15 protein-coding genes are annotated in these 18,152 nt (G+C 60.7%); 4 read left to right on the forward strand and 11 right to left on the reverse strand.

The genetic code is table 11. The features are described from left to right. Positions 1-20 precede the first annotated feature (20 nt). Positions 21-2,321: a TonB-dependent siderophore receptor gene (locus tag A7K61_RS09685; RefSeq protein ID WP_069557486.1), complete on the reverse strand. Its 2,301-nt coding sequence runs from the start codon at positions 2,319-2,321 to the stop codon at positions 21-23. A gap of 205 nt (positions 2,322-2,526) precedes the next feature. Between A7K61_RS09685 and A7K61_RS09690 the strand changes: the two genes are divergently transcribed. Both A7K61_RS09690 and A7K61_RS09695 read left to right on the forward strand, forming a co-directional pair. Continuing rightward, positions 2,527-3,207, forward strand: coding sequence for a Fe2+-dependent dioxygenase (locus A7K61_RS09690; protein ID WP_003188464.1), 681 nt, complete (start codon positions 2,527-2,529; stop codon positions 3,205-3,207). A 2-nt stretch (positions 3,208-3,209) separates the two neighbouring features. Then, the gene (locus tag A7K61_RS09695) at positions 3,210-3,959 is read left to right on the forward strand and encodes a tetratricopeptide repeat protein (protein WP_069557487.1); all 750 of its coding nucleotides are present in this window, start codon (positions 3,210-3,212) and stop codon (positions 3,957-3,959) included. Between the two features lie 48 nt (positions 3,960-4,007). Here A7K61_RS09695 and A7K61_RS09700 read toward each other — a convergent pair whose 3' ends face one another. From A7K61_RS09700 to A7K61_RS09720, 5 genes are all read right to left on the reverse strand, one after another. Next, the gene (locus A7K61_RS09700) at positions 4,008-5,171 is read right to left on the reverse strand and encodes a type III PLP-dependent enzyme (RefSeq protein ID WP_032893596.1); all 1,164 of its coding nucleotides are present in this window, start codon (positions 5,169-5,171) and stop codon (positions 4,008-4,010) included. A gap of 453 nt (positions 5,172-5,624) precedes the next feature. Beyond that, on the reverse strand, positions 5,625-6,782 hold the full coding sequence (locus A7K61_RS09705; RefSeq protein WP_003188471.1) for a betaine/proline/choline family ABC transporter ATP-binding protein: 1,158 nt from the start codon (positions 6,780-6,782) through the stop codon (positions 5,625-5,627). Next, positions 6,779-7,432: an ABC transporter permease gene (locus tag A7K61_RS09710; protein ID WP_003188473.1), complete on the reverse strand. Its 654-nt coding sequence runs from the start codon at positions 7,430-7,432 to the stop codon at positions 6,779-6,781. The genes A7K61_RS09705 and A7K61_RS09710 overlap by 4 nt, the downstream gene beginning before the upstream one ends. Positions 7,433-7,444: 12 nt before the next feature. After that, entirely contained in the window at positions 7,445-8,338 is an 894-nt protein-coding gene (locus tag A7K61_RS09715) for a glycine betaine ABC transporter substrate-binding protein (protein ID WP_044271547.1), read from the reverse strand. A 19-nt stretch (positions 8,339-8,357) separates the two neighbouring features. After that, positions 8,358-9,074, reverse strand: a complete 717-nt coding sequence (locus A7K61_RS09720) for an ABC transporter permease (protein WP_069557488.1) — start codon at positions 9,072-9,074, stop codon at positions 8,358-8,360. Between the two features lie 332 nt (positions 9,075-9,406). Between A7K61_RS09720 and A7K61_RS09725 the strand changes: the two genes are divergently transcribed. Next, on the forward strand, positions 9,407-10,990 hold the full coding sequence (locus A7K61_RS09725; RefSeq protein ID WP_003188476.1) for a peptide chain release factor 3: 1,584 nt from the start codon (positions 9,407-9,409) through the stop codon (positions 10,988-10,990). A gap of 279 nt (positions 10,991-11,269) precedes the next feature. Then, positions 11,270-11,524, forward strand: a complete 255-nt coding sequence (locus A7K61_RS09730) for a hypothetical protein (RefSeq protein ID WP_069557489.1) — start codon at positions 11,270-11,272, stop codon at positions 11,522-11,524. 83 nt (positions 11,525-11,607) lie between these two features. Here A7K61_RS09730 and A7K61_RS09735 read toward each other — a convergent pair whose 3' ends face one another. The 5 genes from A7K61_RS09735 to A7K61_RS09755 form a co-directional block, all read right to left on the reverse strand. Beyond that, a complete protein-coding gene (locus A7K61_RS09735; RefSeq protein WP_047712580.1) occupies positions 11,608-13,866 on the reverse strand; it encodes a TonB-dependent siderophore receptor in 2,259 nt (752 codons plus the stop codon). Between the two features lie 402 nt (positions 13,867-14,268). Next, positions 14,269-15,240, reverse strand: coding sequence for a peptide ABC transporter ATP-binding protein (locus A7K61_RS09740; protein ID WP_069557490.1), 972 nt, complete (start codon positions 15,238-15,240; stop codon positions 14,269-14,271). After that, positions 15,240-16,208, reverse strand: a complete 969-nt coding sequence (locus A7K61_RS09745; RefSeq protein WP_069557491.1) for an ABC transporter ATP-binding protein — start codon at positions 16,206-16,208, stop codon at positions 15,240-15,242. The genes A7K61_RS09740 and A7K61_RS09745 overlap by 1 nt, the downstream gene beginning before the upstream one ends. 10 nt (positions 16,209-16,218) lie before the next feature. Then, entirely contained in the window at positions 16,219-17,130 is a 912-nt protein-coding gene (locus A7K61_RS09750) for an ABC transporter permease subunit (protein WP_003188486.1), read from the reverse strand. A gap of 10 nt (positions 17,131-17,140) precedes the next feature. Then, positions 17,141-18,151: an ABC transporter permease subunit gene (locus tag A7K61_RS09755; RefSeq protein ID WP_003171721.1), complete on the reverse strand. Its 1,011-nt coding sequence runs from the start codon at positions 18,149-18,151 to the stop codon at positions 17,141-17,143. Between the last annotated feature and the right edge of the window lies 1 nt (position 18,152).

The raw sequence follows: 18,152 nt of genomic DNA on the forward strand, positions 1-18,152 counted from the left end.
TGGCTGGAGCTTTACCGCTTTTAGAAGTGGAAGCTGGTGGTCAACAACGCCGTACGACCGGCCGCCTGGTTGGCGAAGTGCGTGGAGAAAGCCTTGTCGTAGTAGGTCTTGTCAGTCAGGTTCTGCACGTTCAATTGCAGGTCGACGTTCTTGGTCAGCTTGTAGCTGGCCATGGCGTCGTAGCGGGTGTAGGAGGGTACATACACCGTGTTGCCGACGTCGCCGTAAACCTGATCGACATAGAAGGCGCCGCCGCCGATGGTCAGCTTGGGCGTCACGTCGTAGGTGGTCCACAGGCTGAAGGAGTTCTTCGGCGTGTTGGGCATTTGGTTGCCCTTGCTGGAGCCGGAACTCACGACACCGTTACGCCCGTTGAGGCCGGATTTAACCAGTTCGCTGTCCAGATAGCTGTAGCCCGCAAACACCTGCCATTGTTCGGTAATTTTGCCGCTGGCGGACAACTCGATGCCATCGACCTGAGATTCACCGGCGTTCTGGTAGGTGAGTGCATCCACCAGGATGCGGGTGTTTTTCTTCTCGGTGCGGAACACGGCTGCGGTCAGGGACAGGCGGTCGTGGAACAGGTCCCACTTGGTGCCCAGTTCGTAGTTGACGGTTTCTTCTGGCTGCAAGTCGCTGGTGGCGGCACCGGCAGACAGTGGGTTGCCGTCGGAACCTTCGCCTATCAGGCCACCGGCTGGCGTGGCCGATGTTGCGTACGAGGCGTAGATGCTGCCGTTCTCCACCGGCTTCCAGACTAGGCCGGCTTGCCAGTTGAAGAACTGACTGTCGTCCTTGATCTTGCTGCGGGCTTTTACCGTCGCGCTCGGCACCGCGTTGGTGTTGGCTTCGGTGTCAAAGGTGTCGTAGCGCAGGCCCACGTTCAGCAGCCATTTCGGATCGAGTTCGATGGTGTCGAACACGTACGCGGCGCGGCTGGTGGCCTTGGTGTTGGTGCCGTTGTAGTTGCGCGCGATGCTGCCGTTCCAGGCGTCGTCGGGGTTCGGGTTGCTCAGTGAGGTGCACTGGCCGCCCAGGCTGCCCTTGGCCGTTGTGCACACCGGGTTGGCGTTAGGGCTGACGGTGTAGCCGCTGACACGGGTTTCTTCACCGGTAAATTCCAGGCCAGTGGAGTAAGTGTGCTTGAAGCCCAGGGCCTGGAAGCTGCCAAACAGATCGGTCTGGTTGGTGGTTGTGGTCGTGGTGGAGACACGGCTGTTGGCGCGACGCCAGACGGTGCCATAGCGGTTGACGTTGAACTTGCTGTCATCCGGCTGAGTGAGCACATAGTCCTGGCCGGTGCTGCCGTGGCGCAGGGTGTTTTTGAGCGTCATGTTGTCGTTCAGGTCGTGCTCGATGGAGAACGTGCTGATGTCGGCGCGAGTCTTGCGGAAGTCACGGCTTTTCAAACCGTAGAAGTTGTTGCTGTCGCCGCCATCGTTGGGTTTGTCATGCACGTGGGCCGTGGCGGTCGACGAACCGTAGCCGTAGGGAATCCCCGAATCCGGCAGGTCATCACTTTCCATATGGTAGTAGCTGAGGTTGACGCGGGTCGGTGTGCCCAGGCCAAAGGTCAGCGACGGTGCCACGCCCCAACGGTCGTAGTTCACCGCATCGCGGCCAGCCACGTTTTGTTCATGGCTCATCAGGTTCAGGCGGAAGGCCGCGCTGTCGTCCAGGAACTGGCGGTTCACGTCGAGCACGTAGCGGCGGGTCTGGTCGGAGCCGTAGGTAAAGCCGCCGTTGGTGAAGTCCCGCGCTTGTGGGGTCTTGCTCACCAGGTTGAGGCTGCCACCGGCCGAGCCACGGCCGCCGAACGAGGAGTTGGGGCCTTTGCTGACTTCGATGGACTCGATGTCGAAGATCTCGCGGCTCTGGCCGCCGGTATCGCGTACGCCATCGAGGTAGGTGTCGCCCTGAGCGTCAAAACCACGGATAAACGGACGGTCGCCCTGAGGGTTGCCACCTTCACCGGCGCCGAAGGTGATACCCGGTACGGTGCGCAAGGCATCCTGCAACGAGGTGGCGGCGGTGTCCTTGAGTACTTGTTGCGGCACCACAGTGACCGAGCGCGGCGTGTCCACCAGCGGCGCGGTGTACTTCTGCGAAGAGGCTTTCTCCACCTGGTAGGAGGTGTTGTCCTGCTCTTGGCCGGTGATGTTGGTGGCGCCGAGGGAGATAGGGTTGCGCTCGCCTTTTGGCTCGGTATTTTCAGCCGCCTGCGCCAGGTGGGCGGCGGAGCCGGCACTCAGGGCAACGCCGATGGCCGAAGCCAGCATGCGTGGTGAACTGACCGGTATTTTTAGAATAGTGCGCGACATGACGTGTCCCTTCCCCAAGGATGTGAGGCCGCGGAATATAGGGCCAACAAGACTTTGTATCAATTGCGAGATATTGCTATTCGCATCAAATTTACATTCTTTACACTTTTTTGTTACGGAATTTGCCCTCTCGTTCGTCCCCGTGTTTTACAGGGCGGATAAGAATCAATACCATTGACGCCTCTCTGATCGCAGGTATTGCCTCATGTTGCTGCACATTCCCGGCCTGTTCTCTCGCGAGGAGGTGCTGCGCATTCGCCAAGCCCTGGAAGAGACCGAATGGGCTGACGGCAAAATCACCGCCGGTCACCAGTCGGCCAAGGCCAAGCACAACCTGCAATTGCCTGAAGGTCACCCCTTGGCCAAGGAAATTGGCGCAGCCATGCTGGAGCGGTTGTGGAGCAACCCGCTGTTCATGTCGGCCGCGCTGCCGCACAAAGTCTTCCCGCCGCTGCTCAACTGCTATACCGCAGGCGGCAGTTTTGACTTTCATATCGACAATGCGGTGCGCCAGCCCAAAGGCAGCCACGAGCGCGTGCGCACCGACCTTTCGTCCACGCTGTTCTTCAGTGACCCCGACGACTACGACGGCGGGGAACTGGAGATCCAGGACACGTTCGGCCTGCAGCGGGTCAAGCTACCCGCCGGCGACATGGTGCTGTACCCCGGCTCCAGCCTGCACAAGGTCAACGCGGTGACCCGTGGCGCGCGCTATGCCTCGTTCTTCTGGACCCAAAGCCTGGTGCGCGAAGACAGCCAGCGCACCTTGCTGTTCGAGATGGACGGCGCGATCCAGCAACTGACCCGCGACGTCCCCGACCACCCCGCGTTGATCCAGCTCACCGGCACCTACCACAACCTGCTGCGCCGCTGGGTCGAGGTCTGAACATGGGCTTTTTATTGCGCCGCGAAGAAGTGCTCAACGTCGAACAATTACAAAGCATGCTCGACGATTCGCCGGTGCGCGCCGCCCAGGCAATCCTCATCGCGGCCAAGGCAGGCGTGGTCGATGCCCAGGCCCTGCTCGGGCAAATATTGCTGGAAGGGCGCGGCATTGCGCGCGATGAAGCCTTGGCGCTGCGCTGGTTCCAGATTGCCGCGCAGGGCGGGCACCAGATGGCGCGCAATATGACCGGGCGCTGCCTGGAGCATGGTTGGGGCTGTGCCGTCGATGAAGCCGCAGCAGCACGGGAATATCGCCTGGCGGCACACGCCGGGTTGGATTGGGCGCAGTACAACTACGCCAACCTCTTGGCTACCGGCCGTGGCGTTGTAGAAGACCAGGCGCAAGCACTGGCGCTGTACCGCCAGGCCGCCGAGCAGGGCCACGCCAAGTCCATGAACCTGCTCGGGCGCTACCTGGAAGATGGGCAGCATTGCCCCAAGGACCTTGAGGCGGCTGTCGAGTGGTATCGCCGTTCAGCCGAGGCCGGGGATTTTCGTGGGCAGTTCAGCCATGCGGCGGTGCTGGCCGACAGCGGCCAGATCGATGCGGCACTGGAGTGGTTGCGCAAGGCGCTGGAAGGCGGGAATCTCAAATTCCTGCGAACGGCGCACAAGGCCCTGGCGCTGGCGGATGATCCGCGAATTCGCGCCATGGCCGAGGCCTACCAACAACGAGCCGCGACCTTTTCGTAAGCCAAAAAAAACCCATGACGCGTCATGGGTTTTTTATGCGAAGCGGTCTTACACGTAAAACGACTTCAACGGCGGGAACCCATTGAACTCCACCGCGCTGTAGCTGGTGGTGTAGGCACCGGTCGACAACCAGTACAGACGATCACCAATGGCCAGGTTCAATGGCAGGCCGTACTTGTAGTTTTCGTACATGATATCGGCGCTGTCGCAGGTCGGGCCGGCGATGACCACTTCTTCCATCTCGCCTTTCTTCTCGGTCCAGATCGGGAACTTGATGGCTTCGTCCATGGTTTCGATCAGGCCGGAGAACTTGCCCACATCCGTGTACACCCAACGCTCGACGGCGGTACGGGACTTGCGCGCCACCAATACCACTTCGCTGACCAGGATGCCGGCGTTGGCGATCAGCGAACGGCCAGGCTCCAGGATGATTTCCGGCAGGTCGTCACCGAAGTCTTCCTTGAGGAAGCGGATGATTTCTTCGGCGTAGGTTTCCAGGCTGTTGGTGCGGGTGATGTAGTTGGCCGGGAAGCCACCGCCCATGTTGATCAGCTTCAGGTGAATGCCGTCTTCTTCTTTCAGGCGTTCGAAGATCACCTTGACCTTGGCGATGGCCGCGTCCCACACGCTGATGTCGCGCTGTTGCGAGCCTACGTGGAACGAGATGCCGTAAGGCACCAGGCCCAGGTCGCGGGCGAGGATCAGCAGGTCCATGGCCATGTCGGTCTGGCAGCCGAATTTGCGCGACAACGGCCAGTCAGCGGTGGTTGAGCCTTCGGTGAGGATACGCACATACACTTTCGAGCCCGGCGCGGCCTTGGCGATGTTGCGCAGGTCGGCTTCGGAGTCGGTGGAGAACAGGCGCACGCCCTTCTCATAGAAGTAGCGGATGTCCTTGGATTTCTTGATGGTGTTGCCGTAGCTGATACGGTCGGCGCTGACGCCGCGGTCCATGACCTTGTCCAGCTCGTAGATCGAAGCGATGTCGAAGCTCGAGCCTTTGTCTTTCAACAGGTCGATGATCTCGACGGCCGGGTTGGCCTTGACGGCGTAATACACCTTGGCGAATTCGAAACCGGCGCGCAGGTCATCGTAGGCCTGGCTGATCATCGCGGTGTCGATCACCACGAACGGGGTTTCTTGCTTGTCGGCGAACGCCTTCATTTTGTCAAAAGTGGCGCGCGCGAAATAATCTTCGACCTGGATCGACATGCTGGGAACTCCTAAGGGCAAACTAATTTGATCAATGGGTGCAAATGAACGTCCTCCGTATCCCCACTTTGGTTCGCCTACTTCCCAAGGCATGTCGCCGAAAGCAAAAAGGCCACGGGGTAAGCTGCCCTTGGCCTTGCTGTCTCGTCGTCAGTACTTGAGCCGGATGGATCGTTTCCAGCATGGACGTTCGGCGCGAACTTTAGGGCTTGGCGGGCGTGGGATCAACTAAAAATGTCGCGTTTTTGCACGCGTTCGTCGCGCGGCCGCGTGCAGCTACTTATGTAACCGACCGGTGTGACGGATTGATGTTCCCCGGATGGGGAGATTTGAGGTGTTTCAGACCCACTGAAGATCCAATGTGGGAGCGGGCTTGCTCGCGAATGCGGTGCACCAGTCAACCTATCTGGCGACTGACACTCTGCATTCGCGAGCAAGCCCGCTCCCACAGTTTTAAGCCAAGGCTGTCTCGGCAGGCGAGACAATACTGGTCTTGCCGCCACGGGATTTACCGGAACTCAAGTACTCGGCAATCGACTCCTGGGTCACTTCACCCAGGAACACGCGCTCGGCATCCATCACCGGCAGCCACGAGCGGTTGAACTCGTACATGCGCGACAGCAGGATGCGCAAATGCTCGTCATACGCCGCCGTGGCATTGAACTCGCGCAGGTACTGGCCGCAGGTGCCGGCCTGGCGGTGCAGGTCGCGGCGGCGCACATAACCCAGCGCTTTGTTTTCGGCGCAGGTGACCACCACGTAGCGGCGGTCGTGCTCGTCCATCAGCTCCAGGGCATCGGCCACCGGGGTTTCCGGGCTGACGGACGGGGCGTTGTCCGCCGCGTCTTCGGCTTTGACCAGCAGCAGGCGCTTGAGGGTGCTGTCCTGGCCCACGAAGTTGCTGACGAACTCGTCGGCCGGGTGCGCCAGCAACGTGTCCGGGTGGTCGATCTGCAGCAGCTTGCCGGCGCGGAAGATGGCGATCTTGTCACCCAGCTTGATGGCTTCGTCGATGTCGTGGCTGACCATGATCACGGTCTTGTTCAGCGCGCGCTGCATCTCGAAGAACTCGTTCTGGATCATCTCGCGGTTGATCGGGTCGACCGCGCCGAACGGCTCATCCATCAGCAGCAACGGCGCGTCGGCCGCCAGGGCGCGGATCACGCCGATGCGCTGTTGCTGCCCGCCCGACAATTCACGCGGGTAGCGATGCAGGTACTGCTTGGGCTCCAGCTTGATCATGCTCATCAACTCGCGGGCGCGGTCGTGGCATTTCTGCTTGTCCCAGCCGAGCAGCTTGGGCACCACCACGATGTTCTCTTCGATGGTCATGTTGGGGAACAGGCCGATCTGCTGGATCACGTAGCCGATGTTGCGGCGCAGGGTCACCTCGTCGAGGTCGGTGGTGTCTTCGCCGTTGATCAAGATCTTGCCCGAGGTGGGCTTGATCAGGCGGTTGATCATTTTCAGCGTGGTGCTCTTGCCGCAGCCCGAGGGCCCCAGGAATACGCAAATCTCGCCTTCGTTGACGGTCAGGCTCACATCGTTGACGGCAGTGACGGTCTTGCCGTTGCTTTGAAAAGTCTTGGACAGGTTTTGAAGTTCGATCATTTGAGCAATCCTTTTGGAGTCAGCGAGCGTTGCAGCCATTGCAGAAGCAGGTCGGCGAAGATGGCCAGGAGGCTGACCAGCACGGCGCCGACGATCAGCATCGACATGTCACTGCGGCTGATAGAGGCCAGAATCAGTACACCCAGGCCACCGGCACCGATGGTGGCGGCGATGGTCATCACACCGATGTTCATCACCACGGCGGTGCGCACGCCAGCGAGAATCACCGGCACGGCAATCGGCAGTTCGACCATGCGCAGGCGCTGGCCGAAGGTCATGCCGATGCCGCGTGCGGCTTCACGAATGCCTGGCTCTACGCCGGTCAGCGCGAGGTAGGTGTTACGCATGATCGGCAGCAGGGAGTAGAGGAACACGGCGGTGATCGCCGGCATTGGCCCCAGGCCTTGGCCGAACTTGGAGTAGAACGGCAGCAGCAAGCCGAACAGCGCAATGGAGGGCACGGTCAGCAGCACCGTGGCGCTGGCTTGCAACGGACCTGCCAGGGTGGGGAAGCGCGTCATCAGAATGCCCAGGGGCACGCCGATAAAGATCGCGAGGATCACGGCGATGCCGACCAGGGTGATGTGCTGCCAGGTCAAGTGCAGCACTTGGGCCCAATCAAGATGGGAAAAGGCGTTCAAAAATTCCATGTCTTCTCCTTTTTAGTTGATTGGATGTTGGCGCAGGAAATCGGCGGCAACGGCGGACGGGCTTTCATGGTCGACGTCGACCCGTGCATTGAGCTGGCGCATGGTTTCGTCGTCGAACAGGTGGGCCAAAGGCTTGAGTTCGGCGGCCAGTTGCGGGTGTTTGTCGAGGTATTCCTGGCGGATCACCGGGGCTGCGGTGTAGTCGGGGAAGTAGTGCTTGTCGTCTTCCAGCAGCTTCAACTTGAACGCGTTAAGGCGACCGTCAGTGGTGTAGACCAAACCGGCGAACACCTGGCCGTTACGCAGCGCGGTGTAGACCAGGCCTGCGTCCATCTGCCGGGTGTTTTTGCGCGTCAGGTTCATGTCGTACAGCTTGACCATGCCGGCCAGGCCATCGGAGCGGTTGGCGAACTCGGTGTCCAGGGCGACCAGGCGATGCTCTTTGGTCTCCTGAGCCATGGCTTGGGTGAGGTCGCTGATGCTGTTGATCTCGGGATGTTCCTGCGCGACTTTCTCCGGCAGTGCCAGGGCGTAGGTGTTGCTAAAGCGAGACGGCGACAGCCAGATCAGGCCTTTTTTCGCGTCGAGTTCTTTGACCCGAGCGTAGGACTGTTCGCTGTCGAGTTTCTCGTCGATATGGTTGTAGGCCACCAGGGACACACCGGTGTATTCCCAGATCAGGTCCAGTTGCCCGCTTTCCTGGGCACTGCGCGCCAGGTTACTGCCCAGGCCGCCAGTCACACGGGCGTCGTAGCCCTTGGTGCGCAGGTACTGGGAAGTGATTTCGGCGAGCAGGGTCTGCTCGGTGAACACCCGAGCGCCGATGCGGATCACGGGTTTTTCGGCGGCTTGTGCAATACCTGCAAGCAGCAGGACGCAGCCTAATATCAAGCTCAGTTTTTTCATGTGAATTCCTTTACCGGGCTTAAGACGGGCGCAACCCGCGTTCCAGCCAGAGGCGGCTGGCCATGGTTACCAGGCCATCAAGCAGCAACGCCAGCAGCGCGGTGCAGGCGGCGCCGAGCAGCAGTTGCGGCTGATTGTTCAGGGCAATGCCGGGGAAGATCAGGCTGCCCAGGCTGTTGGCGCCGATCAGGAAGGCCAGCGGCGCGGTGCCGACGTTGATCGCCAGGGCCACGCGCACACCGCCGATGATGATCGGCACAGCGTTGGGCAGCTCCACGCGAAACAGCACCTGGCTAGGAGTCATGCCGATGCCGGTGGCGGCTTCTTTCAGGGAACCCTGAACGTTTTTCAGGCCTTCGTAGGTGTTGCGCACGATGGGCAGGAGCGAGGCGAGGAACAGCGCGAAGATGGCCGGGCCGCTGCCGATGCCGAGGACGCCGAGGGCGATGGCCAGTACGGCCAGGGGAGGGACGGTGTTGCCGATGTTGAAGATCTGCATGAAACGTTCTGCGCGCCCGACCATATTGGGTCGGCTGAGCAGGATACCGGCGGGGATGCCCACAATCAGGGCTGCCAGCATGGAGACTAGGACGAGAATCAGATGAGCTTGCAGGTAAAACAACAAATCGTCGCGGTACAGTTCGATCGTGTTGATGCCGATCCAGTGGACCAGCAGGGCCAGGAGCGCGACGACAACCGCGCCTCCTATCAGCCCTTTGCCATAGCGAATAGCCACAGGCGGACTCCTTTTTTTCTTTTGTCGGCGAACACATTCTCCGGCGGCAATGCCATTCCTGGCTGTCGGCGAATAGGTTCGCGAAAAGCAGCTCGCCGATACTGGCAATGCAGTATGCGATCAAGCCATGAGCGCAGCCTCGTCAGGCTAACTTGCTGATATTTCAGCCCCTGTTCCGAGTGCGGTAGCAGGGGAGTGGACGTCTCGACCTTTTAAAAGGTTCCACACTTGGGCGCATTTAGCCACCCCCAATGGGCTCAACGGTGGTCCGTACCCTCGCGTTTGCGCTATACTCGCCGCCCTTTTTTGACTCACCTGCCAGGCGATTTCCCATGACCCACCAGGCCGCCGAAGTCGCGAAACGCCGCACTTTCGCCATTATTTCCCACCCCGATGCCGGTAAAACCACCATCACCGAAAAGCTGTTGCTGATGGGCAAGGCGATCGCGGTAGCCGGCACGGTGAAATCGCGCAAATCCGACCGCCATGCCACCTCCGACTGGATGGAAATGGAAAAACAACGGGGTATTTCCATTACCACGTCGGTCATGCAGTTCCCGTATCGCGAGCACATGATCAACCTGCTCGACACCCCGGGGCACGAAGACTTCTCCGAAGATACCTACCGCACCCTCACCGCGGTGGACTCGGCGCTGATGGTTCTCGACGGCGGTAAAGGCGTCGAGCCACGTACCATCGCGCTGATGGACGTGTGCCGTCTGCGTGACACGCCGATTGTCAGCTTCATCAACAAACTCGACCGCGATATCCGCGACCCCATCGAGCTGCTGGATGAAATCGAAGCCGTCCTGAAGATCAAGGCCGCGCCGATCACCTGGCCGATTGGTTGCTACCGCGACTTCAAGGGCGTGTACCACCTGGCCGACGACTACATCATTGTGTACACCGCTGGCCACGGTCATGAACGCACCGAAACCAAGATCATCGAGAAGCTCGACTCCGACGAAGCCCGCGCCCACCTGGGTGACGAGTACGACCGTTTTGTCGACCAGTTGGAGCTGGTGCAGGGCGCCTGCCATGAGTTCAACCAGCAGGAGTTCCTCGACGGCCAACTGACGCCAGTGTTCTTCGGTACCGCGCTGGGCAACTTCGGTGTCGACCACGTGCTCGACGCCGTTGTGGACTGGGCGCCAAAACCCCTGGCCCGCGTCGCCAACGAGCGCACCGTGGAACCGGTGGAAGAGAAATTCACCGGCTTTGTGTTCAAGATCCAGGCGAACATGGACCCCAAACACCGTGACCGTATCGCCTTTATGCGCATCTGCTCCGGCAAATACGAAAAAGGCATGAAGATGCGCCACGTGCGCACCGGCAAGGACGTGCGCATCGGCGACGCCCTGACGTTCTTCTCCTCCGAGCGTGAGCAGCTGGAAGAGGCGTTTGCCGGCGACATCATCGGCCTGCACAACCACGGCACCATCCAGATCGGCGACACCTTCACCGAAGGCGAAGCGCTGGGCTTTACCGGTATCCCGCACTTCGCCCCGGAACTGTTCCGCCGCGTGCGTCTGCGTGACCCGCTCAAGTCCAAGCAACTGCGCCAAGGCTTGCAGCAATTGGCCGAAGAGGGCGCCACCCAGGTGTTCTTCCCCGAGCGCAGCAACGACATCATCCTCGGCGCCGTGGGCGTGCTGCAGTTCGACGTGGTCGCCAGCCGCTTGAAAGAGGAATACAAGGTGGAGTGCTCCTACGAGCCGATCACCGTGTATTCGGCGCGCTGGATTGATTGCAGCGATAAGAAGAAGTTGGAAGAGTTCTCCAACAAGGCCGTGGAAAACCTCGCGATCGACGGCGGTGGTCACCTGACCTACCTGGCGCCAACCCGGGTCAACCTGGCGCTGATGGAAGAGCGTTGGCCGGATGTGAAATTCCGCGCGACCCGCGAACACCACTAAGGTTTGAGCGGTTAAGAGAAGGGCGAAGCTGTGATGGCTTCGCCCTTTTTATTGGTCGCCCAAAGGCTAAGTGTGGGAGCGGGCTTGCTCGCGAAGGCGGTGGATCAGCCGACGCATCTGTTGAATGACGCCCCGCATTCGCGAGCAAGCCCGCTCCCACAGTTAATCTCGATTTGACCAGAAATTGGCGCAAACCCTTGATCAGAACTAGCTTCAAAGACTGGCGATGGTAATTGGTCTGTCGCGTGGGCTTTACCTACTGACTGGACGGAATCGATCATGAGTATTTTTCAACGAATAGTGCTGTTGATGAAGGTGCTGGTGCTGTTGTCGTTGGGGATGTCGACGGCCTGGGCGCATAACCCGGTGCATGGCTCAGCCATGGTGACGAGTAGCCAGAGCCCGGACTTGCAGTTGGCCAAGTCCGAAGCGGAACCCGGCGATAAAGGCCAAGGTGGCACTGAGGGAGATGATGACTCGACCACCGACGAGCCCGACAGCGACGACGCAGACGAAGGCGATAGCCAGACGTAGGCTCGCTCAGCAATGTAAAGCGCTTCAAACAATGCCTTGGATGGGGTTTCCAAGGCATTGTTATTACTGGCCGCCCACTTTCCTCAGAACGAAGTGGTCACCGACGCGAAGTAAGCCCGCCCTGGCTCATTGTAGGTCTGCGCCCCCGCATCCTCGGCGTTGCCTTTGCGCGACAAACGCTTGTCCAGCAGGTTGTTGATGCCCACTCGTACGCTCAGGTTTTTATTGAATTCGTAGCCGCTGCTCAGGCCCATCAGCCCGTACGGGTCGACGTCCTGCTGGGCGCTGCGATCGTAACTGCTGGCGCTGCGTGAGTTGAGCGTCGGCGCCTCCTGCTTGCCGTAATAAGTGCCGCTGACCTGGAAAGACAGCTTGTCAGTGGCTTGCCAGTCCAGCGTGGTGTTGACGGTGTACTTGGGGATGATGCTCAAGGGCTCGCCGGTGTCTTTGTCCTTGGAGTCGATCATGTAGGTCAGGTTGGTGTTCAAGTCCAGATCATCGCGCAGGCTGATGAACAGGTTGCCTTCAACGCCCTGCACCAAGGCTGGGCCGCTGTTTTCCCACTCCAATACACGTCGGCCATTGCCCAGACGGAACGCCGCCTCGTTACTGGCGTTGATCTTGTTCTTGTAGTCATTACGGAAATACGTCGCACTGGTGCGCCAGGTGCCCTTGTCCAAAGCCAGGCCGATTTCCTTGTTGACGCTGATTTCCGGCTTCAGGTCCCGGTTGCCCACCAGGTAGCAACCGCCCATGTTGGCTTCGCTGGCGTTGCAGCCATTGCCACGGCTGTAGAGCAAATAGTTCGGGTTGGACTGGTACAGGTTGGGGGTTTTGTAGGCGCGGGCAATGCCGCCCTTGATGCTCAGTTCGTCGGTCAACTGGTGCGAGGCGTTGAAGCTGGGGCTCCAGTTGCCTCCGTATTCCTCATGATCGTCGAAGCGCAAGCCAGGCGTGATCACGGTCTTGCTGCCCAGTTCGATGTTGTCCTCGGCAAACAAGGCGTAGCTTGAGGCGGTGGTCTTGGTGCTGTTGCGGCTCACGCCCGGGATGGCGGGTACGCCGCCGGTGCCTGGGTCGTAAGTTTGCGGGCGCAGCGAGCCTGGGTCGTTCATCGATTCGTAGAGGTATTCGCTGCCCAGGGTCAGCACCTGTTCGGCACCGGCGCTCAGGGGCAGGTTGACCTCGGCGGTGGCCCGCGTGTTGCGCAAGCGCGACTCGAAACGGCCTGCACTGGCGGAGGGCGCGCCTTCGCCGGAGCCCGCCAGGCCTTCGTTGAGGCGCTCGTTGCGGGTCAGGTCGTGGGTCAGCGAGGCCAGGGTCGAACCCCAGTCGAATTCGCCGCGATGGGTGGCAGAAAAGCTGCTGCGTTGAATCACACTGGTTTCCTTGCCCACCAGGCTTTCCACGAACGCGCCACCGCCGTTGAGCATGGTATCGCCGGCGAAAATATTGCCCTGGCGGCTGTAGCTGGCCTCCAGGTCGAGGGTTTGCTCGGGGGTGAACTGCCAGCTCAGCAAGCCATTCACGTCTTTGTTGCGCACACCTTCGCGGCCGGCTACCAACGAGTCCGGCGTCGCTTGCGCTGCGCGGTTGATGTCGGCGTCATCGGCGTCGGTCTTGTTCAGGCCGCCATAGACGCGGAACGCCAGGCTGTCGGTCAATGGGCCACTGAGGTTGAAGTTGGTGCGCTTGCTCGCGCCCTCGGCATCGTTTTCGGGGAAGGCGGTGTAGGCGGTCAGCGAGCCGTGCAGTTGGTCGGTGGGGCGTTTGGTGATGATGTTGATGACACCGCCCATGGCACCGGAGCCATAACGGGCGGCGGCCGGGCCGCGCAGAATTTCAATGCGTTCGACTTCTTCGGCCGGTACCCAGTTGGTTTCGCCGCGGGTATCACGGTCACCGCTCCAGCCGTAACGCACAGCGTTGCGCGAGGTGGACGGCTTGCCATCGATCAGAATCAGGGTGTTTTCCGGGCCCATGCCGCGCAGGTCGATCTGGCGGTTATTGCCACGACTGCCGCTGGAACTGTTGCCGGTCAGGTTCACACCCGGCTCGCGGCGGATGATCTCCGACAGGTCGTTAGTGGGCGGGCGTTTCTTGATGTCTTCGGCGGTGATGATCGACACGCCGGGCGCTTGCTTGAGTTCTTCGGCGGCGGTGCCCAGTACACGTGTCTCGCCCAGCACCAGGGCTTGGGGCGTGCCATCCACAGGCAGGTCTGTCGCTTGGATCGGCACTTTGTCGCGCTCTTTTTCCACACTCTGCGCCAGCAGCGCAGGGGACGAAAGGGTAGCGATAAACGCCAGCGAGAGATGGCTGAGCCTGAATTGAGACGACATGTCCACAAAGTCCTTTAGGAGGGGCGATTGAACGAGAGGCGTCTGAATTTTTTTGTGCATCCAGCGCTCTCTGTGCGCCGTAATGGTATTGATTCTCAAACAGAAGTAAATTGCATTTACAATCTATACACTTTTTGAAACGCTCTGGCTCAATGTTTTCAGGGCGTTGGGCACGGGTTCAAACGGTATGTTTTTTGTTACAACCGCGCAAAAAAAAGCCCCTCCGGCCAGACTGATGCGCAATCTGGCGGGAAGGGCGATGGAACTCATTTAAACCGCAGCCCCTTGTAGGAGCGAGCTTGCTCGCGAAGAACCCATGGACACCGCGTTAAGCCAGACTACCCGCGTTATCGTTGACGTTTTTCGCGAGCAAGCTCGCTCCTACAGGGCGGTTGTGTTGCTTCAGGCCACGAATTGCTCCGCGTAGTGGCAAGCCACCTGCCGGTTATCCAACGCACGCAACAGCGGCTCCTCGCTACTGCAGCGCTCCGTCGCATACGGGCAGCGCTTGTGGAACGCGCAGCCAGGTGGCGGGTTCAGCGGGTTGGGCAGTTCGCCGACGATCTTGATCTTCGGCTTGCTCGGGTCCGGGTGAATGGTCGGGGTGGCCGACAGCAGCGCCTGGGTGTAAGGGTGCAAGGGGCGAGCGTAGATGTTTTCCTTGGGGCCCACCTCAACCGGGCGGCCGAGGTACATCACCATCACATCGTCAGCCACGTGCTGCACCACCGCCAGGTTGTGAGAGATGAACACGTAAGCGGTGTTGAATTCCTGCTGCAAATCCATGAACAGGTTGAGTACCTGCGCCTGGATCGACACGTCAAGCGCCGAGGTCGGTTCGTCCGCCACCAGCACCTTGGGTTGCAACATCATCGCCCGAGCCAACGCGATGCGCTGGCGCTGGCCGCCGGAGAACATGTGCGGGTAGCGCTGATAATGCTCAGGGCGCAGGCCCACTTGCTTCATCATCGCCTGCACTTTCTCGCGGCGCTCAGTGGCCGACAGGTTGGTGTTGATCAGCAGCGGTTCGGCCAGTTGATCACCGACTTTCTGGCGTGGGTTCAACGAGGCATAGGGGCTCTGGAACACCATCTGCACGTCTTTGCGCAATTGCTTGCGCTGAGCCTTGTCGGCGCCGGCCACTTCTTGCCCGGCGATTTTCAACGAGCCCGACGAGGGCTCTTCAATCAGCGTCAGGGCACGGGCCAGGGTGGATTTGCCACAGCCCGACTCGCCTACCACGGCGAGGGTCTTGCCGGCTTCCAGCTCAAAAGACACACCATTGAGGGCACGCACGGTGGCGTGGCCCTTGAACAGGCCACGGGACACTTCGTAGTGACGGGTGAGGTCGCGGGCGGTAAGTACGACGGCCATTACGCCACCTCCTGGTTCAGCGGGTAGAAGCAGCGGGCAAGGCTGTTGCTTTTCGGATCAAGGCCCGGGCGCTGGGCGCGGCAGGCGTCCTGCACATACGGGCAGCGCGGCGACAGCAGGCAACCCTGCGGACGGTCATAGCGGCCGGGCACGATGCCCGGCAGCGTGGCCAGGCGCGTAGCACCCAGGCTGTGCTCGGGAATCGCCTTGAGCAGCGCTTCGCTGTACGGGTGCGCCGGAATGTCGAACAACTGCGGCACCTGGCCGACTTCCACGGCTTGGCCGGCGTACATCACGCATACGCGCTGGGCGGTCTCAGCCACTACCGCAAGGTCGTGGGTGATCAGCACCAGGCCCATGTTCTGCTCTTTTTGCAGGGCCAGCAGCAGTTCCATGATCTGCGCCTGGATGGTCACGTCCAGTGCAGTGGTCGGTTCATCGGCGATCAGCAGTTTCGGTTCGCCAGCAATCGCCATGGCGATTGCAACACGTTGGCTCATGCCGCCGGACAGTTGATGCGGGTAGGCGTCCATACGGCTGGCGGCGCCTGGGATTTCGACTTTTTCCAGCAGCTCAATGGCGCGTTTGCGTGCTTGTTTGCCCGACATTTTCAAATGCAGGCGCAGCACTTCTTCAATCTGGAAACCCACGGTGTAGCTGGGGTTCAGCGCGGTCATCGGGTCCTGGAACACCATCGCCAGGTCTTTGCCGACGATCTGACGGCGCTGGCGGTTGCTCAACTTGAGCATGTCCTTGCCGTCGAAGCTCAGGGCGTCGGCGGTGACGATGCCGGGATGCTCGATCAGGCCCATCAGCGCCATCATGGTCACGGATTTACCCGAGCCCGACTCGCCAACGATCGCCAGTACTTCGCCTTTGTCGACCGAAATGTCGAGGCCATCGACCACCGGCACGGCGGTCTTGTCGCCGAAGCGCACGTTGAGATTCTTGATTTCTAATAGTGACATGGGAATCTCCTCAGGCGGCGTTCTTGAGTTTCGGGTCCAGCGCGTCGCGCAGGCCGTCACCCATCAAGTTGATTGCCAGCACGCTGAGCAAAATGGTCAAGCCAGGCAGGCTCACGACCCACCAGGCGCGTTCGATGTAGTCTCGGGCCGAAGCCAGCATGGTGCCCCACTCAGGGGTTGGCGGTTGTACGCCAAGGCCGAGGAAGCCCAGGGCCGCGGCATCGAGAATCGCCGAGGAAAAGCTCAAGGTCGCCTGTACGATCAGCGGCGCCATGCAGTTAGGCAGCACGGTGATGAACATCAGGCGTGGCAGGCCGGCGCCAGCGAGGCGGGCGGCAGTCACGTAGTCGCGGTTCAGTTCGCCCATTACGGCGGCGCGGGTCAGGCGCACATAGGACGGCAGCGACACGATGGCGATGGCGATCACGGTGTTGATCAGGCCAGGGCCGAGGATGGCGACAATCGCCACGGCCAGCAGCAGCGACGGCAGGGCCAGCATGATATCCATCAGGCGCATGATGGTCGGGCCCAGCAAGCGCGGGAAGAACCCGGCGAACAGGCCCAGCAGGATGCCCGGGATCAGCGACATCACCACCGACGACAAGCCGATCAGCAACGACAGGCGCGAGCCCTGGATCAGGCGCGAGAGCAAGTCACGGCCCAGTTCGTCGGTGCCCAGCAGGAACTGCATCTGCCCGCCTTCCAGCCACGCCGGCGGCGTCAGCAGGAAGTCGCGGTATTGCTCGCTGGGGTTATGCGGGGCAACCCACGGGGCGAAGATCGCGCAGAACACGATCAGCAACATGAACAGCAGGCCGGCAACCGCGCCTTTGTTCTTGGAGAAGGCTTGCCAGAATTCTTTGTACGGGGACGGGTACAGCAGGCTCTGATCGACTGCTGACACTTGAGTAGGTGTGGTCATGGTCATGATCTCAGCGCTGGTGACGGATGCGTGGGTTGGCGAAGCCGTAGAGGATATCCACCACGAAGTTCACCAGGATCACCAGGCAGGCGATCAGCAGAATGCCGTTTTGCACCACCGGGTAGTCCCGCGCGCCAATGGCTTCGATCAGCCATTTGCCGATGCCGGGCCACGAGAAGATGGTTTCGGTCAGTACCGCACCGGCCAGCAGTGTGCCGACTTGCAAGCCGACCACGGTGAGTACCGGGATCAGCGCGTTGCGCAGGCCGTGCACGAACACCACGCGAGCCGGCGACAGGCCCTTGGCCTTGGCGGTGCGGATGTAGTCCTCACGCAGCACTTCGAGCATCGACGAACGGGTCATGCGCGCGATCACCGCCAGCGGGATGGTGCCGAGCACGATGGCCGGCAGGATCAGGTGGTGCAACGCATCCCAGAACGCGTCCGGCTCGTCAGCCAGCAAGGTGTCGATCAGCATGAAACCGGTGCGTGGCTCGATGTCATAGAGCAGGTCGATACGCCCGGATACCGGGGTCCAGCCCAGGCTCACCGAGAAGAACATGATCAGGATCAGGCCCCACCAGAAGATCGGCATCGAGTACCCCGCCAGGGAGATGCCCATCACCCCATGGTCGAACAGGGATCCTCGCTTGAGTGCCGCGATCACCCCGGCCAACAGGCCCAGGATACCGGCGAACAACAGCGCGGCCATGGACAGTTCCAGGGTCGCGGGGAAGAGGGCGGTGAACTCGGTCCACACGCTGGTGCGCGTGCGCAGCGATTCGCCAAGGTCGCCCTGGGCGAGCTTGCCGACATAGTCCAAGTATTGCGCATACAGCGGCTTGTTAAGGCCAAGGCGCTCCATTGCCTGTGCGTGCATTTCGGGGTCAACCCGTCGCTCGCCCATCATGACTTCTACGGGGTCGCCTGGAATCATGCGAATCAACGCAAAGGTCAGCAACGTGATGCCGAAGAACGTGGGGATCAATAACCCCAGTCGGCGGGCAATAAAACTAAACATC

This window comes from Pseudomonas sp. AP42, assembly GCF_001728935.1.
GTDB classification, from domain to species: Bacteria; Pseudomonadota; Gammaproteobacteria; order Pseudomonadales; family Pseudomonadaceae; genus Aquipseudomonas; species Aquipseudomonas lactis.

Coding starts and splice junctions, on each gene's coding strand:
- A7K61_RS09735 (WP_047712580.1), bottom strand. CDS start 13,866: ATGTCGTCTCAATTCAGGCTCAGCCATCTCTCGCTGGCGTTTATCGCT.
- A7K61_RS09685 (WP_069557486.1), bottom strand. CDS start 2,321: ATGTCGCGCACTATTCTAAAAATACCGGTCAGTTCACCACGCATGCTG.
- A7K61_RS09740 (WP_069557490.1), bottom strand. CDS start 15,240: ATGGCCGTCGTACTTACCGCCCGCGACCTCACCCGTCACTACGAAGTG.
- A7K61_RS09730 (WP_069557489.1), top strand. CDS start 11,270: ATGAGTATTTTTCAACGAATAGTGCTGTTGATGAAGGTGCTGGTGCTG.
- A7K61_RS09725 (WP_003188476.1), top strand. CDS start 9,407: ATGACCCACCAGGCCGCCGAAGTCGCGAAACGCCGCACTTTCGCCATT.
- A7K61_RS09700 (WP_032893596.1), bottom strand. CDS start 5,171: ATGTCGATCCAGGTCGAAGATTATTTCGCGCGCGCCACTTTTGACAAA.
- A7K61_RS09715 (WP_044271547.1), bottom strand. CDS start 8,338: ATGAAAAAACTGAGCTTGATATTAGGCTGCGTCCTGCTGCTTGCAGGT.
- A7K61_RS09690 (WP_003188464.1), top strand. CDS start 2,527: ATGTTGCTGCACATTCCCGGCCTGTTCTCTCGCGAGGAGGTGCTGCGC.
- A7K61_RS09705 (WP_003188471.1), bottom strand. CDS start 6,782: ATGATCGAACTTCAAAACCTGTCCAAGACTTTTCAAAGCAACGGCAAG.
- A7K61_RS09745 (WP_069557491.1), bottom strand. CDS start 16,208: ATGTCACTATTAGAAATCAAGAATCTCAACGTGCGCTTCGGCGACAAG.
- A7K61_RS09695 (WP_069557487.1), top strand. CDS start 3,210: ATGGGCTTTTTATTGCGCCGCGAAGAAGTGCTCAACGTCGAACAATTA.
- A7K61_RS09750 (WP_003188486.1), bottom strand. CDS start 17,130: ATGACCACACCTACTCAAGTGTCAGCAGTCGATCAGAGCCTGCTGTAC.
- A7K61_RS09710 (WP_003188473.1), bottom strand. CDS start 7,432: ATGGAATTTTTGAACGCCTTTTCCCATCTTGATTGGGCCCAAGTGCTG.
- A7K61_RS09755 (WP_003171721.1), bottom strand. CDS start 18,151: ATGTTTAGTTTTATTGCCCGCCGACTGGGGTTATTGATCCCCACGTTC.